Source organism: uncultured Nonlabens sp. (genome assembly GCF_947495285.1).
In the GTDB taxonomy this organism is placed as follows: Bacteria; Bacteroidota; Bacteroidia; order Flavobacteriales; family Flavobacteriaceae; genus Nonlabens.
The window spans coordinates 89,225-103,919 of sequence record NZ_CANLXZ010000002.1 but is presented as its reverse complement, the minus strand read 5'-3'; the positions used below and the strand labels follow the sequence as shown (position 1 = coordinate 103,919).

At 37.1% G+C, this 14,695-nt stretch carries 11 protein-coding genes; 1 reads left to right on the top strand and 10 read right to left on the bottom strand.

All coding sequences use genetic code 11. From position 1 onward, the window contains the following. Positions 1-23 precede the first annotated feature (23 nt). Positions 24-1,031: a GTPase ObgE gene (gene obgE, locus Q0838_RS01265; protein WP_298950388.1), complete on the bottom strand. Its 1,008-nt coding sequence runs from the start codon at positions 1,029-1,031 to the stop codon at positions 24-26. A gap of 128 nt (positions 1,032-1,159) precedes the next feature. Next, positions 1,160-2,263: an adenylate kinase gene (locus Q0838_RS01260; protein ID WP_298950386.1), complete on the bottom strand. Its 1,104-nt coding sequence runs from the start codon at positions 2,261-2,263 to the stop codon at positions 1,160-1,162. A gap of 152 nt (positions 2,264-2,415) precedes the next feature. Between Q0838_RS01260 and purK the strand changes: the two genes are divergently transcribed. After that, entirely contained in the window at positions 2,416-3,558 is a 1,143-nt protein-coding gene (gene purK / locus Q0838_RS01255; RefSeq protein WP_298950385.1) for a 5-(carboxyamino)imidazole ribonucleotide synthase, read from the top strand. Between the two features lie 474 nt (positions 3,559-4,032). On the opposite strand, the gene Q0838_RS01250 is transcribed toward purK, so the two are convergent. The 8 genes from Q0838_RS01250 to porU form a co-directional block, all read right to left on the bottom strand. Further along, on the bottom strand, positions 4,033-4,197 hold the full coding sequence (locus Q0838_RS01250; RefSeq protein ID WP_298950384.1) for a hypothetical protein: 165 nt from the start codon (positions 4,195-4,197) through the stop codon (positions 4,033-4,035). Positions 4,198-4,408: 211 nt separating this feature from the next. Next, entirely contained in the window at positions 4,409-5,092 is a 684-nt protein-coding gene (locus tag Q0838_RS01245) for an SDR family oxidoreductase (RefSeq protein WP_298950383.1), read from the bottom strand. Next, the gene (locus Q0838_RS01240) at positions 5,085-6,086 is read right to left on the bottom strand and encodes a M20/M25/M40 family metallo-hydrolase (RefSeq protein WP_298950382.1); all 1,002 of its coding nucleotides are present in this window, start codon (positions 6,084-6,086) and stop codon (positions 5,085-5,087) included. The genes Q0838_RS01245 and Q0838_RS01240 overlap by 8 nt, the downstream gene beginning before the upstream one ends. Positions 6,087-6,229: 143 nt before the next feature. Next, positions 6,230-7,882, bottom strand: a complete 1,653-nt coding sequence (locus Q0838_RS01235) for a pyruvate dehydrogenase complex dihydrolipoamide acetyltransferase (protein WP_298950380.1) — start codon at positions 7,880-7,882, stop codon at positions 6,230-6,232. Positions 7,883-7,885: 3 nt separating this feature from the next. Then, positions 7,886-8,884: a pyruvate dehydrogenase (acetyl-transferring) E1 component subunit alpha gene (gene pdhA, locus Q0838_RS01230; protein WP_298950378.1), complete on the bottom strand. Its 999-nt coding sequence runs from the start codon at positions 8,882-8,884 to the stop codon at positions 7,886-7,888. 152 nt (positions 8,885-9,036) lie between these two features. Further along, positions 9,037-9,519 (bottom strand): cytidine deaminase, encoded by a 483-nt coding sequence (locus tag Q0838_RS01225; protein WP_298950488.1) that lies wholly within the window; start codon positions 9,517-9,519, stop codon positions 9,037-9,039. Positions 9,520-9,522: 3 nt separating this feature from the next. Beyond that, on the bottom strand, positions 9,523-10,677 hold the full coding sequence (gene porV / locus Q0838_RS01220; protein ID WP_298950376.1) for a type IX secretion system outer membrane channel protein PorV: 1,155 nt from the start codon (positions 10,675-10,677) through the stop codon (positions 9,523-9,525). A 43-nt stretch (positions 10,678-10,720) separates the two neighbouring features. Beyond that, entirely contained in the window at positions 10,721-14,566 is a 3,846-nt protein-coding gene (porU, locus tag Q0838_RS01215; protein ID WP_298950373.1) for a type IX secretion system sortase PorU, read from the bottom strand. Between the last annotated feature and the right edge of the window lie 129 nt (positions 14,567-14,695).

Below are 14,695 nucleotides of genomic sequence, written 5' to 3'. Positions count from 1 at the left end.
GAGATATGATTAAATAAAGTTTTTTACTCATTCAACATCGCCCACAGACGATCTTTTAACTGTGTTAAGTTATGCTGTGAAATAGAAGATATAAACATATAAGGTGCTCCATTAAAAGCTCCATCATTGTCTAATTCTTCTTTCATTTCTTCCATTAATTCTTCGTCTAGCATGTCTGCTTTTGAGATCACGACAAAACGTTCTTTGTCCAGCATCTCTGGGTTGTATTTTCTCAACTCATTCACGAGAATGTCATACTCTGCATTTATATCGTCAGAGTCTGCTGGCACTAGAAATAGCAATGTAGAATTACGTTCTATATGTCTTAAGAAGCGGTGTCCTATTCCCTTACCTTCTGCAGCGCCTTCTATAATTCCAGGAATATCTGCTATTACAAAGGTTTTATAATCACGGTACTCTACAATACCTAGGTTAGGCTTTAAGGTTGTGAACTCATAGTTTGCTATTTTAGGTTTTGCTGCTGTAAGTACAGAAAGTAAAGTAGATTTACCTGCATTAGGAAATCCTACCAGACCTACATCGGCAAGAATTTTAAGTTCAAATGTTACATCGATAGACGTACCATCCATTCCTGTTTGTGCATAACGAGGCGTCTGTCTAGTAGAGGTTTTAAAATGCCAGTTACCACGACCACCTTTTCCACCTTCACAAAGGATAAAGTCTGCACCGTCTTCTAGAATCTCATGTACCACAAGACCAGTTTCTGTATCTCTAATAACCGTACCTAATGGCAATTCTATTATAATATCCTCACCATCGTACCCAGTTCTACGTTGCTTTGCACCGTTACCACCTTGAGCAGCCTTAAAGTGACGCTTATATTTAAAATGATAAAGTGTCCATAGATTTTTATTACCTCTAAGTATGATATGACCACCACGACCACCATCACCACCATCAGGGCCACCTTTATCTATATATTTTTCCCTGTGTAAGTGTGTGCTTCCTTTACCGCCACGGCCAGATTCTACAGTTACCTTTGTATAATCGACAAAATTGCCTTCAGTCATAGTTCTATATTCAATTAAACGGTTATTAAAAAACCATTTTTGTTCTCAGTTAATAGTTAACAGAGTATTTATATTATTTGAAACCGTTTCCCTAGACCAGAAGGGAATAGTTTCTACTTATTACTTTTTTAAAGTTTATCAAACTCGACACTTAAACGCTCTGTAATAGCATCCATAGATCCTACTCCATCCACGCCATAATATTTTCCTTGCGCCTCATAAAAATCTTTTAATGGCGCAGTTTGCTTGTAATAAACCGAGATACGATCTCTTATCACACCTTCATTAGCATCATCTGGGCGACCGCTATCTTTACCTCTTTCTAGAAGACGTTCTACTAGAGCTTCATCATCTACTTCTAGAGCTACCATTCCAGCTATCTCTGTACCTTTTTGAGATAATAATTCGTCTAGCGCCGTTGCTTGTGCACCTGTTCTAGGAAAACCATCAAAAATAAAACCTGCAGCATCTGGTGTTTTTTCAACCTCGGCCTTAAGCATCTTAATAGTTACCTTATCTGGAACTAGATTTCCTTTATCTATGAATGACTTTGCCAGCGTACCTAGTTCAGTACCGTTTTTAATGTTGTATCTAAAAACATCTCCTGTAGAAATATGAATTAAACCATATTTGTCTTTTAAACGAGTTGCTTGAGTTCCTTTTCCTGCTCCTGGAGGGCCGAATAAAACGATATTTTTCATGCGTTGAGTTTGTACGTAAAGTTCGGGCAAATTGCGCCCTAAATTATTATAATCCATGCCGTATCCTACGACAAATTTATTTGCTATTTCCTGCCCTATATAATCGATTTTCAACTCTCGATCATACACTTCTGGTTTAAAAAAGAGCGTTGCTATTTTAATCTCTAGAGGATTGTGTTCGGCTAGCTTTCGCGAAAGCTTCTCTACCGTCAGACCACTATCTACTATATCCTCTACGATAACAACTGTCCTACCTGCTAGATCTACATCTTGCTCGTTACCAAACTCTACGACACCAGTAGAGCTAGTACCGTCGTAACTTTTTGCACGCAAGAAACTTATCTCACATTCATGATTAAATTTACGAGTCAGGTCGGCAAGGACCATGTAACTACCATTTAATATTCCTAAAAATACGGGCTTTTTATTTGATAAATCTTTATTGATTTGAGACGCAAGATTATCTACAGCAGCAGCTATTTCTTGTGCGCTCAAGAAAGGTTTAAAATAAAGATCGTGGATCTTAATCACTATAGTTCATTTTTTGCAAAGATACTATTTAGTAAGCAGTTGACAGTATCTGTTAGCGGTGGTTATTAGGATGATAAACTAATCGGTTTAAATATATATAATTCTGTTTCTATTTCAAGTTAGGTTTCAATATAACCCCTTATTTTTGAAACATGAAACAGACACAATTCTCTTCAGGTTTTACATTAGGTATTTTAGGCGGTGGGCAACTAGGCAAAATGATGCTTTACACCACTAGAAAATGGGACATCAACACTTATGTGATGGATAAGGATGATACGGCACCGGCATTTCAAGGCTGTGACGTTTATTTTGAAGGAGATATTATGGATTATGAATCTGTAATGGAATTTGGTGAACAGGTAGATGTTCTTACTGTAGAAATAGAAAATGTAAACGTGCAAGCGCTTCAAGATCTAGAAGATAAAGGAATAGCTGTTTCTCCTAGCGCCAAAGTTCTTAATCTTATAAGGAATAAAGCGCGACAAAAATCTTTTTACCTAGATAAAAGCATCGCGACTGCAGCCTTTGAGGTATACTCTCAACCTAATCTAGAACACCAAAGAAATTATCCTTTTATATGGAAAAGTGCCGAAGGTGGTTATGATGGAAAAGGTGTTAAAGTAATACGACAAGCTAGTGATCTGGAAGACTTACCTCAAGTAGAATGTATTTATGAAGACATGGTCGATTTTGACCTAGAACTAGCTGTAATCGTTGCTCGCAATGCAAACGGAGAGATGAAAACATACCCAGTAGTAGAGATGGAGTTCCATCCTGAGGCAAATCAGGTGGAATATGTCATATGTCCAGCACGTATTAACATGGATATCTCTGACCGTGCGAGAGAACTTGCTTTAGAGGTTTCTGAAGCTTATGAACATGTAGGCTTACTTGCAGTAGAAATGTTTCTTACCAAGTCTGGCGAGCTACTAGTTAATGAAGTAGCACCACGACCACATAATTCTGGCCACCACACCATAGAAGGATCTATTACAGATCAATTTGAACAACATGTAAGATGCGTTTGCAATTTACCTCTAGGTGCCACAGACAGCACCATTGCAAGTGTTATGGTAAATCTGGTAGGAGAAGAAGGTCATACTGGTAATGTAATCTACGATGGTATAGAAGATATTCTTGCCATGCCAGGTGTAACACCTCATATCTACGGTAAAAAAGAAACTAGACCATTTAGAAAAATGGGACATGTGACTATAGTCGCAGATGATATAGTCGCTGCTCGTGAACTTGCTGAAGTTGTAAAAGGAAAAATTAGGGTTATTGCCGAGTAATAAAAATGATTTATTGAATCACAAACTTAATGCGAAAATTGATGTCACTTTTATCGATTTGTAATCGTATAATTTCCACAAAAGTAGAAAACGGCTAAATCATAAGTACGTTATATAAATAAGTTGTTAGAAATGAAAAACTGTTAGATTATCGTTATAACCTTTGAAACAATTGCTAGCTCTTTTCTATCTATGAAATCTCTAAGAAAAAGATAAATCATGAGATATAAAATACAATAGAGATTAAGTCAATTATCTTCAGGATCACTTTTCTTTTTAAATTGCCTCATTTTCCACCTTCCATAAATAGCAAAACCTAAAATAAAAATTACAATCCCAACGTAAACATGCCAGTAGCCTTCCATCGGTCTGCCTGGAAGTCTACTGGTTGTTTTGTGCGGTGACAACTGTAATACTAACATGGTCAATTTCACAAAATGCATAATTTATAATTGAGCGTCTAAAATTACGTTATTAATCATTTCTTTTATCAAGATATTTTCTAATAACAAAGCTGTATAACAATCCAATCGCGACTATGGAACCTATAAGAAGTAAAACTTTCCACATCTCTGGTTTGACACATTCATTACAGCGGCCATTATCTGGAAGGTACTGCCATTGCGTTAGTATATTCATAAATAACATGAGTTCGACATAATAATTTCAGGCTATTGCTATCAGGGCAAACTTTACAAGTTAAGGTAGCACTTTGGTTTCCATTTCCCAAAGATTTGAAAGTCAACATATCCAATTAAATATCAAATTGAAACTGGGTAATAATCGTTCCCGACTGCTGCTCAAACTGACATCTAAAATAAAAGATCTGATATCGTTAATCGATATTCCTTTAAGGAGTACTAGAACTAACTTCTAAAACTTTACCATTATAAAATTTATTACCAGTTAAGGCAAAATTCATGATATAAGCTGCCATCTCTGTTGCTGTCAGTGGCGCTTTGTATCCTGGGAAAGCTTCTTCTAGCATTTCAGTTTGTACGGCTCCTAGAGCAAGTGTATTGAATGATGGTCCGTTTTCTTTATATTCTTCTGCTAATAGCTCAAAAAGGGTGATTACAGCTGCTTTTGCACTAGAGTATGCTGCTAGTCCAGGAAATTTTGCACTTCCTTGAATACCTCCCATAGAACTTATAGCGATGACATGCGAGTCATTATTCATAGCTGGCATTAGAGCCTGTGTTAATGCTGCTACACCAAAAACATTTACCGCATAACATTCCTGAAAGTCCTGAGCTGTTAACTGCTCAAAAGGTTTATTAACCAGCATACCTGCGTTGTGAATGACAATATCTATGCATTCCCACTTTTTTAGGATTTCATTTGCTGCATGATCTACACTAGACTGATCACTTAAATCTGTTGCTATAGCGATAACCGTACTACGTTCAAGAGCTTGTACGGAGGCTATCTTTCGCGAAAGCGCTATCACCTCATGTCCAGCATTAGAAAGTAGCTGAGTGAGTTCAAATCCTATACCGCGGCTAGTTCCTGTAATTACTATTCTTTTACTCATTTGTTGCAAGTGTTAATTTTAATTTCTTTCCATTAACGACACTAAAAACACCTGGCATAACGGCGTTTACTAACTGCGCCATGTGGTCTGCATTTACCTTTGTAGTGTCATCTCCTACTTTGTGATAGTGATCAAAATTTGTGAAATCAAATGTACTGAAGGTTTGAGAAGGAACATGAAACATCTCAAAGAATGGATAGTTATCTGATCTTTTAAATAGATTAAATTTTGCTGCTTGATCTAGCTTACCAGTAACAACACGATTCTTATTTGCATCGTTAAAAACTGCCGCCATATTAGACCCATCGTGCCCGGTTAAATAAGCAATGTATGGACGGTTTACCATAGGTGTTCCTGTCATTTCAAAATTGAGCATCGCGACTACATTTACACCTTCTTCTTTCATACGGTTTGCAAGGTGCTTAGAACCTAGAAGTCCTTTTTCCTCTGCAGAGAATAAAGCAAAAACTATGGTTCTTCTATTAAAATCGAGTTCCTTAAAATTAGTCGCTAGAGCAAGAACAGTTGCTGTACCGGTTGCGTTATCGTTTGCACCATTTGCAATACTATCTCCTGCAACGGCTTGCAACATACCTATATGATCGTAATGAGCGCCTATTACTACCACTTCATCTTTCAATGCTTTATCAGATCCTGGAATCATGGCTAGTACATTAAAAGCTTTTTTACCATTTGCAACAAAGTTATCACGGTAAGAGCCTTTATAGGACCTGATACCTAACTCTTGAAAACGTTCTGAAAGATAAGCAGCAGCTTTTTCTATACCTTCTGACCCTGTATCGCGTCCTTTTAAATTATCACTAGCGAGAAAAGCTACATCTTGTGCCATCTCAATGGCGTTTGCTGTAGGGAATTTAAGATTTTTTTTCTTCTCAATACTTGCTCCAGCTCTAGTTCCAGAGTCTGTTTTTTTAGTAGAGCTACATGAGGTAAGAATAACTGCGATGTAGAGTAGAAAAATAATTTTTTTCATGATTTTTTTTTTATTGAAGTAAAGATAGTTATTTAGTTAAAGAGTAAAGAAAGGATTTAGGGCATCAAATATTTAAATGTAGAAATCAAAAAAGCCAAATCTTTGGATTTGGCTTTTAAATAATAACTTATGAATTATATAAATTACATATACATAACAATTGGATTCTCGATATAAGACTGGAAAGTCTGCAAGAATGCAGCACCTGTTGCTCCATCTACCGTTCTATGATCACAAGCTAGTGTAATCTTCATTACATTACCTACTACTATCTGGCCGTCTTTTACGACAGGCTTTTGAACTATGGCACCTACGGACATAATAGCGCTGTTAGGCTGATTAATAATAGAAGTAAACTCTGTAATACCGAACATACCTAGGTTAGATATAGTAAATGTACTTCCTTCCATTTCTTTAGGTTGTAACTTCTTAGTACGTGCTTTACCTGCAAGCTCTCTTACCTTACCACCTATTTGTTGCATACTCATCTGGTCGGCAAACGGTAAAACGGGCACAAGAAGACCATCTTCTACGGCTACAGCTACACCTATATGGATGTGCTTTGCTATAATAGTATTCTTATCTGTCCACTGTGTATTCACCTTAGGATGTAATCTTAACGCCATAGCTGCCGCCTTAATTACCATATCGTTAAAACTTATTTTAGTATCAGGCAGTTGATTTATTGCTTTTCTACTTGCGATAGCATTATCCATATCTAGATCAAGACCTAAATAGTAATGAGGCGCAGTAAACTTAGACTGACCTAAACGTTTTGCAATCGTTTTTCTCATTTGAGAATTAGGAACCTCTTCAAAAGTTTCTGTTCCTACCGATACAAAAGAACTACCAGATGTTGCAGCTGCAGCACTAGGTGTAAAACTCTCTATATCACTTTTTACAATACGTCCGTTTTCTCCAGAACCAGAAACCTGGCTTAAGTCGATTCCTTTTTCCTCAGCCATTTTCTTTGCGAGTGGAGATACAAAAATACGTCCACCGGTTGCTGTAGAGTTAGAGGTACTGTTAGAAGAAGATGCTACAGGAGCTGCTTCCTTTTTAGCCTCTACTTTCTTAGGCTCTGACTTTGGAGCTTCTTTCTTCGGTTCTTCTTTCTTTTCTTCCTTTTTAGGAGCAGCAGCATTTTTACTTGCACTTATTCCTGAAACATCAGTTCCTGCCGGGCCTATGATAGCTAATAGTGTATCTACCTTTGCTGTTTCTCCTTCTTGAATACCTATCTTAAGAAGCGTACCGCTGTTAAAGGATTCAAATTCCATAGTCGCCTTATCGGTTTCAATTTCGGCAAGGATATCTCCTTCTTCAACAGAATCTCCTTCTTTTTTTAACCATGACGCTACAGTTCCTTCTTCCATCGTGTCGCTAAGACGCGGCATGTTAACAATTACAACACCATCTGGAACATTAGAACTAGAAGTAGATTCTTCCTTACCATCGCCATCTGGAGCCACTTCTTCTTTAGATTCAGAAGATGATTTACTCTTTGGACTAGATTCCTCATTTGATACGCCTTGTAGTAAACTAGAAATATCTTCACCTTCTTCTCCTATAATACAAAGCAATTGATCAACAGGAGCAGTTTCTCCTTCCTGCACACCTATGTGTAGTAACGTACCATTTTGGAATGATTCAAATTCCATAGTGGCCTTATCGGTTTCAATTTCGGCAAGGATATCTCCTTCTCCCACCTTATCACCTACTTTTTTCAACCACGCAGCTACGACACCTTCTTCCATGGTGTCACTTAAACGTGGCATGTTAACTATCTCTGCCATAATTTATGATTTTGCTGGTAAAAATGGATAATCTTCTTGTTCATAAACAGCGTCATACATCACACTTTGCTCTGGGAAAGGTGACTCTTCAGCAAATTTCTCACACTCTGCAACACGTTCTTTAACACGTTTTGCTACCTCTTTAAAGAAATCTTCAGACACCTCGTAGTCGCTCATCAGTCTATCTTTCACTTGGGTGATAGGATCTATTTTTTGATACTCAGCGACCTCATCTTTAGTTCTATATTTTTGAGCATCACTCATAGAATGACCTCTATAACGATATGTTTTTAATTCTAAGAAAGTGGGGCCACCACCAGATCGAGCTCTTTCAATTGCTTCGGACATAGCCTCGGCAACTTTTTCAGGATCCATGGCATCAACTGGTCCACAAGGCATTTCATAACCCAGGCCTAGTTTCCATATATCTGTATGGTTTGCCGTACGAGCGACACTTGTCCCCATGGCATAACCATTATTTTCTACACAAAACACTACTGGTAGATTCCATAACATAGCAAGATTAAATGCTTCATGTAAGGAACCCTGACGCGCGGCACCATCGCCAAAAAACGTAAGTGTAACAGCATTAACACCGTGGAATTTATCACCGAATGCTATACCAGCACCTAGAGGTATCTGTCCTCCTACGATACCGTGACCACCATAAAAACGGTGTTCTTTAGAAAAAATATGCATGGAACCGCCTAGTCCTTGAGAAGTTCCAGTCGCTTTACCATAAAGCTCTGCCATTACTCTTTTAGGGTCTACACCCATTCCTATAGGCTGCACGTGATTACGGTATGCGGTAATCATTTTATCTTTGGTAAGATCCATTGCGTGTAGTGCTCCTGCAAGAATTGCTTCTTGACCATTGTATAGGTGCAAAAATCCACGAACTTTTTGTTGAATATAAACCTGAGCTAATTTGTCCTCAAACTTTCTCCAGAAAAGCATTTCCTCGTACCAGTTCAGTAAGACGTCTTTAGTGACTTTTTTCATGTAATTATATGTTAGGTAGTCCGCTTTCGCGAAAGCGGAACAAAGATCAAATATAAAGATCAGTTCCTAACTTTTACTCCAGCTGTAGAACAAAAATAGACGAAAAAAAGGTAAGGAAAAACCAATTTATGGGTTAAAATTGTACGCAATCGTTATAGATAATTCTTATCAAACACTAGCGGTAATAAATCACTGAGGGAATCTGACTTGAAAACATTACCAGCAGCACCCATAAAATACAGTTCTATATTGTTTTCTTGATTATTCTCATACTCAGCAATAGACTGCCTGCATGCACCGCAAGGCGGCACTGGTTTATGGAAAGAATCATCCTTAGGACTAGCAGTAATAGCCATTTTTAAGACTGCTACACCTGGGTATTGCGCACCTGCAGCAAATATAGCTACACGCTCTGCACATAATCCTGATGGATAAGCAGCATTCTCTTGATTATTACCTGTGATTATTTCACCATTTTCTAATAACAATGAGCAACCTACTGTAAAATTTGAGTAGGGAGCATATGCACGGTGACGAGCCTCTATAGCTAGATCCATAAGTGACTGGTCTGGCGCAGGAAGCTCTTCTATAGTATCGTATACCTCGAGGGTAGTATGTAGTTCTAATTTTTTGATAGTCTAATATTCTGTGTATTCGTCACCGAAGTTAAAAGTAAGGCCAAATCTTAATGTTCCTTCTAGTGGACTTCTTACTCTACTAGTAGAAAATAAATAAGATAAGTCGATGTTAATTTGAGAAAATTCAAATCCGGCACCTAAGGCTAAAAATTTTCTAGCACCTTTATCGTCTGATTCATTAAAATAACCTGTTCTCAATGCAAATGCATCGTTATAGGTATATTCAACACCCAGAGCCCAAGTAAACTCCCTAAGCTCCTCACTGAAACCACCTGGCGCATCACCAAATGATTGAAAAATACCTGAGATAAAAGCTACATCGTTATCTTGCCCTTCTATTATCTCACCGTTATCATCATCTCTTACCGGTGGTGTAGGCACTAGAAGTTTATTCACCTCGGCAGTTACACCTATTTTACTAAAACCATCATTAAGAATAAAATCAAAACCACCACCTAAAGCTAGATTAGTCGGCAAGAAATTATCTTGCCCACCAGCATCATACTTAACAGTAGGACCTATGTTAGAAATATTAAATCCAGCTCTCCACCTACCATTAAAATCGTTATAAGCCTCTTCTTCAGACTGATAATAACCTGAAATATCTACCGCAAAACTATTAGCCGCAGTCGCATCATTATCAACACCCACGATTCTCAAATCACTCCTCACATAACGACCAGTAATTGCCATGGCAAACTGCTCATCTAATTTAAGGGAATATGTTCCATCTAAGGACAATTCATTCGGATTAACCTCTGTACCTGGATCATTTTCTACCTGTCTTAAAGTAACTTCTCCTAAACTAAAATATCTTAAACTAAATGCAAACGCAGACTTTTCACTCAAACGATTAGAAAAAGTCACGTTAGACAAACCGATATCATTTACCAAGCTACTAAGATAAGGCGTATACGCAAGGCCTAATTTCATTGATCTAGTACTGAAGGCATACTTAGCGGGATTCCACTGTTGAGAAAAAGCATCTGGACTGGTGGCCACACCCATATCTCCCATACCTGCTGCTCTAGGATCTCCTGCAATTCTTAAAAAAGGGAGTGCCGTTGTAATTACTCGAGTATCACTACTCTGAGCATTACCTAAACTAGGTATTGCAAATGTTACTACTACAAAAAGTAAGAATATTTTCTTCATCAATAAAATTTATGCGGTGACAAATATATGTTAATCAATCTAATTATAAAATCACGAGTTTTTCCACTTTACTCGCAGATTTATTAGTTAACGTAGATTTTACGTTTATCGTATAAATATAAACTCCTTTACCTAATCGCTGGCCAAAATCATCTCTTCCATCCCAAGTTATTTCTCTAGAAGTAAATCCAGTGGTAGTGATGTTTTTATTTTTACTCCAAACTATTTTACCACTAACAGTCATAACCTGCACCTGAACATCCAGCGGCTCAAAAGGCCTGTTATGATTGAACCAAAATTCTGTGTACGTACTAAAAGGGTTAGGATAATTTAAAACTCTAGTCAACTCTACACCATCAGATTCTGAAACTACAAACTGAATCTCATTCATAGAACTATTATTATAGGTGTCCCATGCAGTAATCTTTAAAGTATGTAATCCCGGCTCGATATCTCTAAGTGGGAAATACACTTCACCTTGGGTAAAATCATCTTCATTTGCCTGATAATAATCATTTAGTATGAATGGATTAGTTTCATCACCATCTAACACAGCCATGATATCGTGCCCTATACCACTAGAAGTGTTTATTCCATTATCATCACTTAATAACGCAAGTAAAAACGGATCACTATTTGTAACGCCTCCAGAAACGAAATTGGTGTCATTCATGAACAACTCTATTTCTGGCCCGAGATCGTCTACTGGTGCGTTGCGATTAATACCACCTACTTGAATATCCTGAGAATATCCATTTTGATCTTCTGGCACATTATCTCTTTTTGCATAAAAAGAAACTCTACCAGCACCTACAGGTATTTGCGTATCTCTAGGCATGATAAAATCAAACTCAAACTCTCCATTTGTAATAGTCGCCTGACCTCTAAAAAGAGCCTCACCTAGTTGATCAAAGGGCAAAACGATTATAGGATCTCCAGCTACCGCAGTATCTCTAGTGTTATCATTTGCTAAAGTTTCTCGACTTATATTTTTATCAAATACAGTCACAAAAAGAGTCCCGTTATAATCAACAATGCGATTACCAGAAACGGTTTGCACCTCTCCACCTAAAGAAACACGACCTAAAGCTTGCAGCACATCAGTATTTGTAGCGATAGGATTTCCATTTATAGTATTGAGAACTACACGAGGTTTTGGAGATGCTAACTTTAAAGCTGGGTCACCTACAAATGCAATAACTCTACGTGTAGATGTAGATTGAAAACTAGGGTCTGTTTTTGCTAGTCGCAACGCCTCAGCCATAGAAACAGGCTCTACATTATCATAACCAAATATGTATTGATCTACTATATTATTAAAACCTGCACCTACGTTTACAAAAATCAAACGATTAGTCGCAACGGACGCAATAGCACCTCCTTTTGCGTTCAAGTAAATCATCTCTCCACCACTAACACGCAATGGATTATCAAAGCGTGTAAATTCACATGTTACCGATATAAATAAGGGTAACGTCTCTGGATTGCGCAAGTTTTCTACAAGTGATCGTGTGATAACAAATTCTCTAGCTAGTCCATCTTCATTTCCATGACCAAAATAATTTATCACCAAAGATCCTTGTTCAAAAGCATCTCTTATATCATTAACAGCGTCTGGATACTTAGGCCCACCAGCCGTACTAAACTGCTCATAACTGTCTAATAATATTTTATTTATGTTATAATCTGGCCTATTCATAAATATCTCATCACCTAGATCATTTACATTCTCTTGCAATATCCTATCAGAAAGAATATCTACGTCATCACCTATTAACGCAATGTTATTTCTCCATTTATTAAAAGCAGGCTCTGCGGTATAATTGATTACCTTATCCACCATTTCCCTCGCCTCTTGAATATCACTCACTATCATACGACCTACAGCAATATCCATAAGATTATTTGCTGTCACCGTTCCTTCTCCATTATCCATAAAAGCAAAAAAGTCGTCTGTACAGAAAGAGGTTGTTAAAGAGGAACTTTCTAGAGATAGATAGGAAGGAACGATATTATCTCTTATCCTTAATCTATCCTTATAATCATAACTCGCATCACCAAATAAATTTAAATACCGCACTCTATTACTAGGTGAAGATGCATTATCATATACATATCTAACAAAATTTCTAATCGCACTTATATCCTGCCTACCTTCAGAAAATTCATTATAAATCTCTTGTAAAGTAACCACTTTAGTATTGAGATTACTTTCCATGATGTGATAATTTGCTAATCGTTGTGCTTCTGATTGTAGAAATTGCGATGTAATAATTAAGTAATCAATGTCTCTAAAATTACCAGATCGGTCATTAAAAATAGTCCCTTTTAAATTCTGATTGACAACGGCACTATTTCTTACACTTACCACATTGTAAAAATCTAAAGAGTCAACCGCTAGATACTCTTTAGTCTGCCCACCATTATCAGTAAAAGAAAAGGTAGCGTCTTGTAAATCGTTAGTAACCTTGCGCACGTTGTAAACATCAGTTATATCCCAGACCTCGCTTATCTGAGCAGCATTAGAAAACTGATACTCTACCACACCTCTTTGAGATACCGCATTAGGAACGTAAAATCTGAATTGCTCGTTTCTACCAGTTAAACTTTGAGGTATTTCTAAACTTATATAATCTAAGTAACCAGACGCCCCTGGATTTCCAGAATTATCATAAGACACAGTAATAGAAACCATATCAGAACTAAGGTTAACATTAGAGACTAACAAAGTTTCCCTATCAGCAGCACGTATATTCTGACCAGCCACACCTCTAAAAGAAGAAGTACCCAAAGCTTCATTATTTAAACTAAAACTCATACTGGTATCATTATCCGACACAGCACCAGTTGCTATTCTAACTACAGCAGGTAACGAACTAATCACGTTTTCAAAATCAAAGTCAAAAACTTGTTCTGGCTCAAAGTCAAAACGCTCACCATACCACACACGACCTGTAGAGGCTATGTTCACAAGGTCCTCTTCATGATGTTTTCTAGCATAATAATAATCATAAGCGGTATCTGGCACAGCACTAGGCTGTACAAAAGGTAAAATACGCTTGCCCAAAGCACCATCTACCGTTAGATAATAAAACGACTCGTTAGAATAAGGATTAATAAAACTATCATTTTCCCTGACATAATCTGTATCCGTAGCAATTCCATAAAATAAGATCTGATCTCTATTATCAAATCTACCATCCTCGCTACCAGTAACCGTAATTGCCACCTCTGGAGCGTCAAAAAATTGATCATCACTATTAACAAGCGGCAGAGAAGTACCACCGTGACCATAAATCTTAATCCTAGAAGGATCGATAGAATTTACATCTATTCCTAGATTAGATAAGAAAGATCTACTTATTCTATTAACACCTGTTCTCTCCACCTTAAATCGGTACCAATTTCCAGATGCCAATATAGAATTGCCGAAGCTGGCATTCTTAACCTGAACTTGCGTTGAGGCATAAGAATAACTATAATTAAAGGAAATTACCTTCTTAAACTTATTTCCATCTTTAAAAATAGGAGATATTGTTAATTGCGCATAGTTACGCTTTCGCGAAAGCGCATTACTCAAAGAATATTGAAAACCATTAGGAATTTGCGATCGATTTAACTGCCCTAACTCTGCTACACTGCAAGTCTCTGTTTGCAAACTCGATATCTCTAACGATAATTCATCAATTTTCTGATTTGATTCAAAACTTTTTCTCCAAAATAGATTTTGACCATCAAAACTATGATTCTGTGTAAAATAAGGCACCTTAATTTGTTGACTACCTAAATCAAAGGATTCTAATTCTTTCCAATCAATTAGTTCTCGACCACTCTGGGCGATCGCGTTAGCATAAAAAAATATAATTATAAGAAAAAAAAAACGCTTCATTGTTAGACTAACGGCAATTAATAATAATTAGTGTATTAAAAAATTTACAAAATTTTAAGATTACGAATAATAAAAGCGATTCGTCGTCGTTTAATATACACAAACGACAAATGTAACGCGAATAATGTG

Coding starts and splice junctions, on each gene's coding strand:
- obgE (WP_298950388.1), bottom strand. CDS start 1,031: ATGACTGAAGGCAATTTTGTCGATTATACAAAGGTAACTGTAGAATCT.
- purK (WP_298950385.1), top strand. CDS start 2,416: ATGAAACAGACACAATTCTCTTCAGGTTTTACATTAGGTATTTTAGGC.
- Q0838_RS01250 (WP_298950384.1), bottom strand. CDS start 4,197: ATGAATATACTAACGCAATGGCAGTACCTTCCAGATAATGGCCGCTGT.
- Q0838_RS01245 (WP_298950383.1), bottom strand. CDS start 5,092: ATGAGTAAAAGAATAGTAATTACAGGAACTAGCCGCGGTATAGGATTT.
- Q0838_RS01240 (WP_298950382.1), bottom strand. CDS start 6,086: ATGAAAAAAATTATTTTTCTACTCTACATCGCAGTTATTCTTACCTCA.
- Q0838_RS01235 (WP_298950380.1), bottom strand. CDS start 7,882: ATGGCAGAGATAGTTAACATGCCACGTTTAAGTGACACCATGGAAGAA.
- pdhA (WP_298950378.1), bottom strand. CDS start 8,884: ATGAAAAAAGTCACTAAAGACGTCTTACTGAACTGGTACGAGGAAATG.
- porV (WP_298950376.1), bottom strand. CDS start 10,677: ATGAAGAAAATATTCTTACTTTTTGTAGTAGTAACATTTGCAATACCT.
- porU (WP_298950373.1), bottom strand. CDS start 14,566: ATGAAGCGTTTTTTTTTTCTTATAATTATATTTTTTTATGCTAACGCG.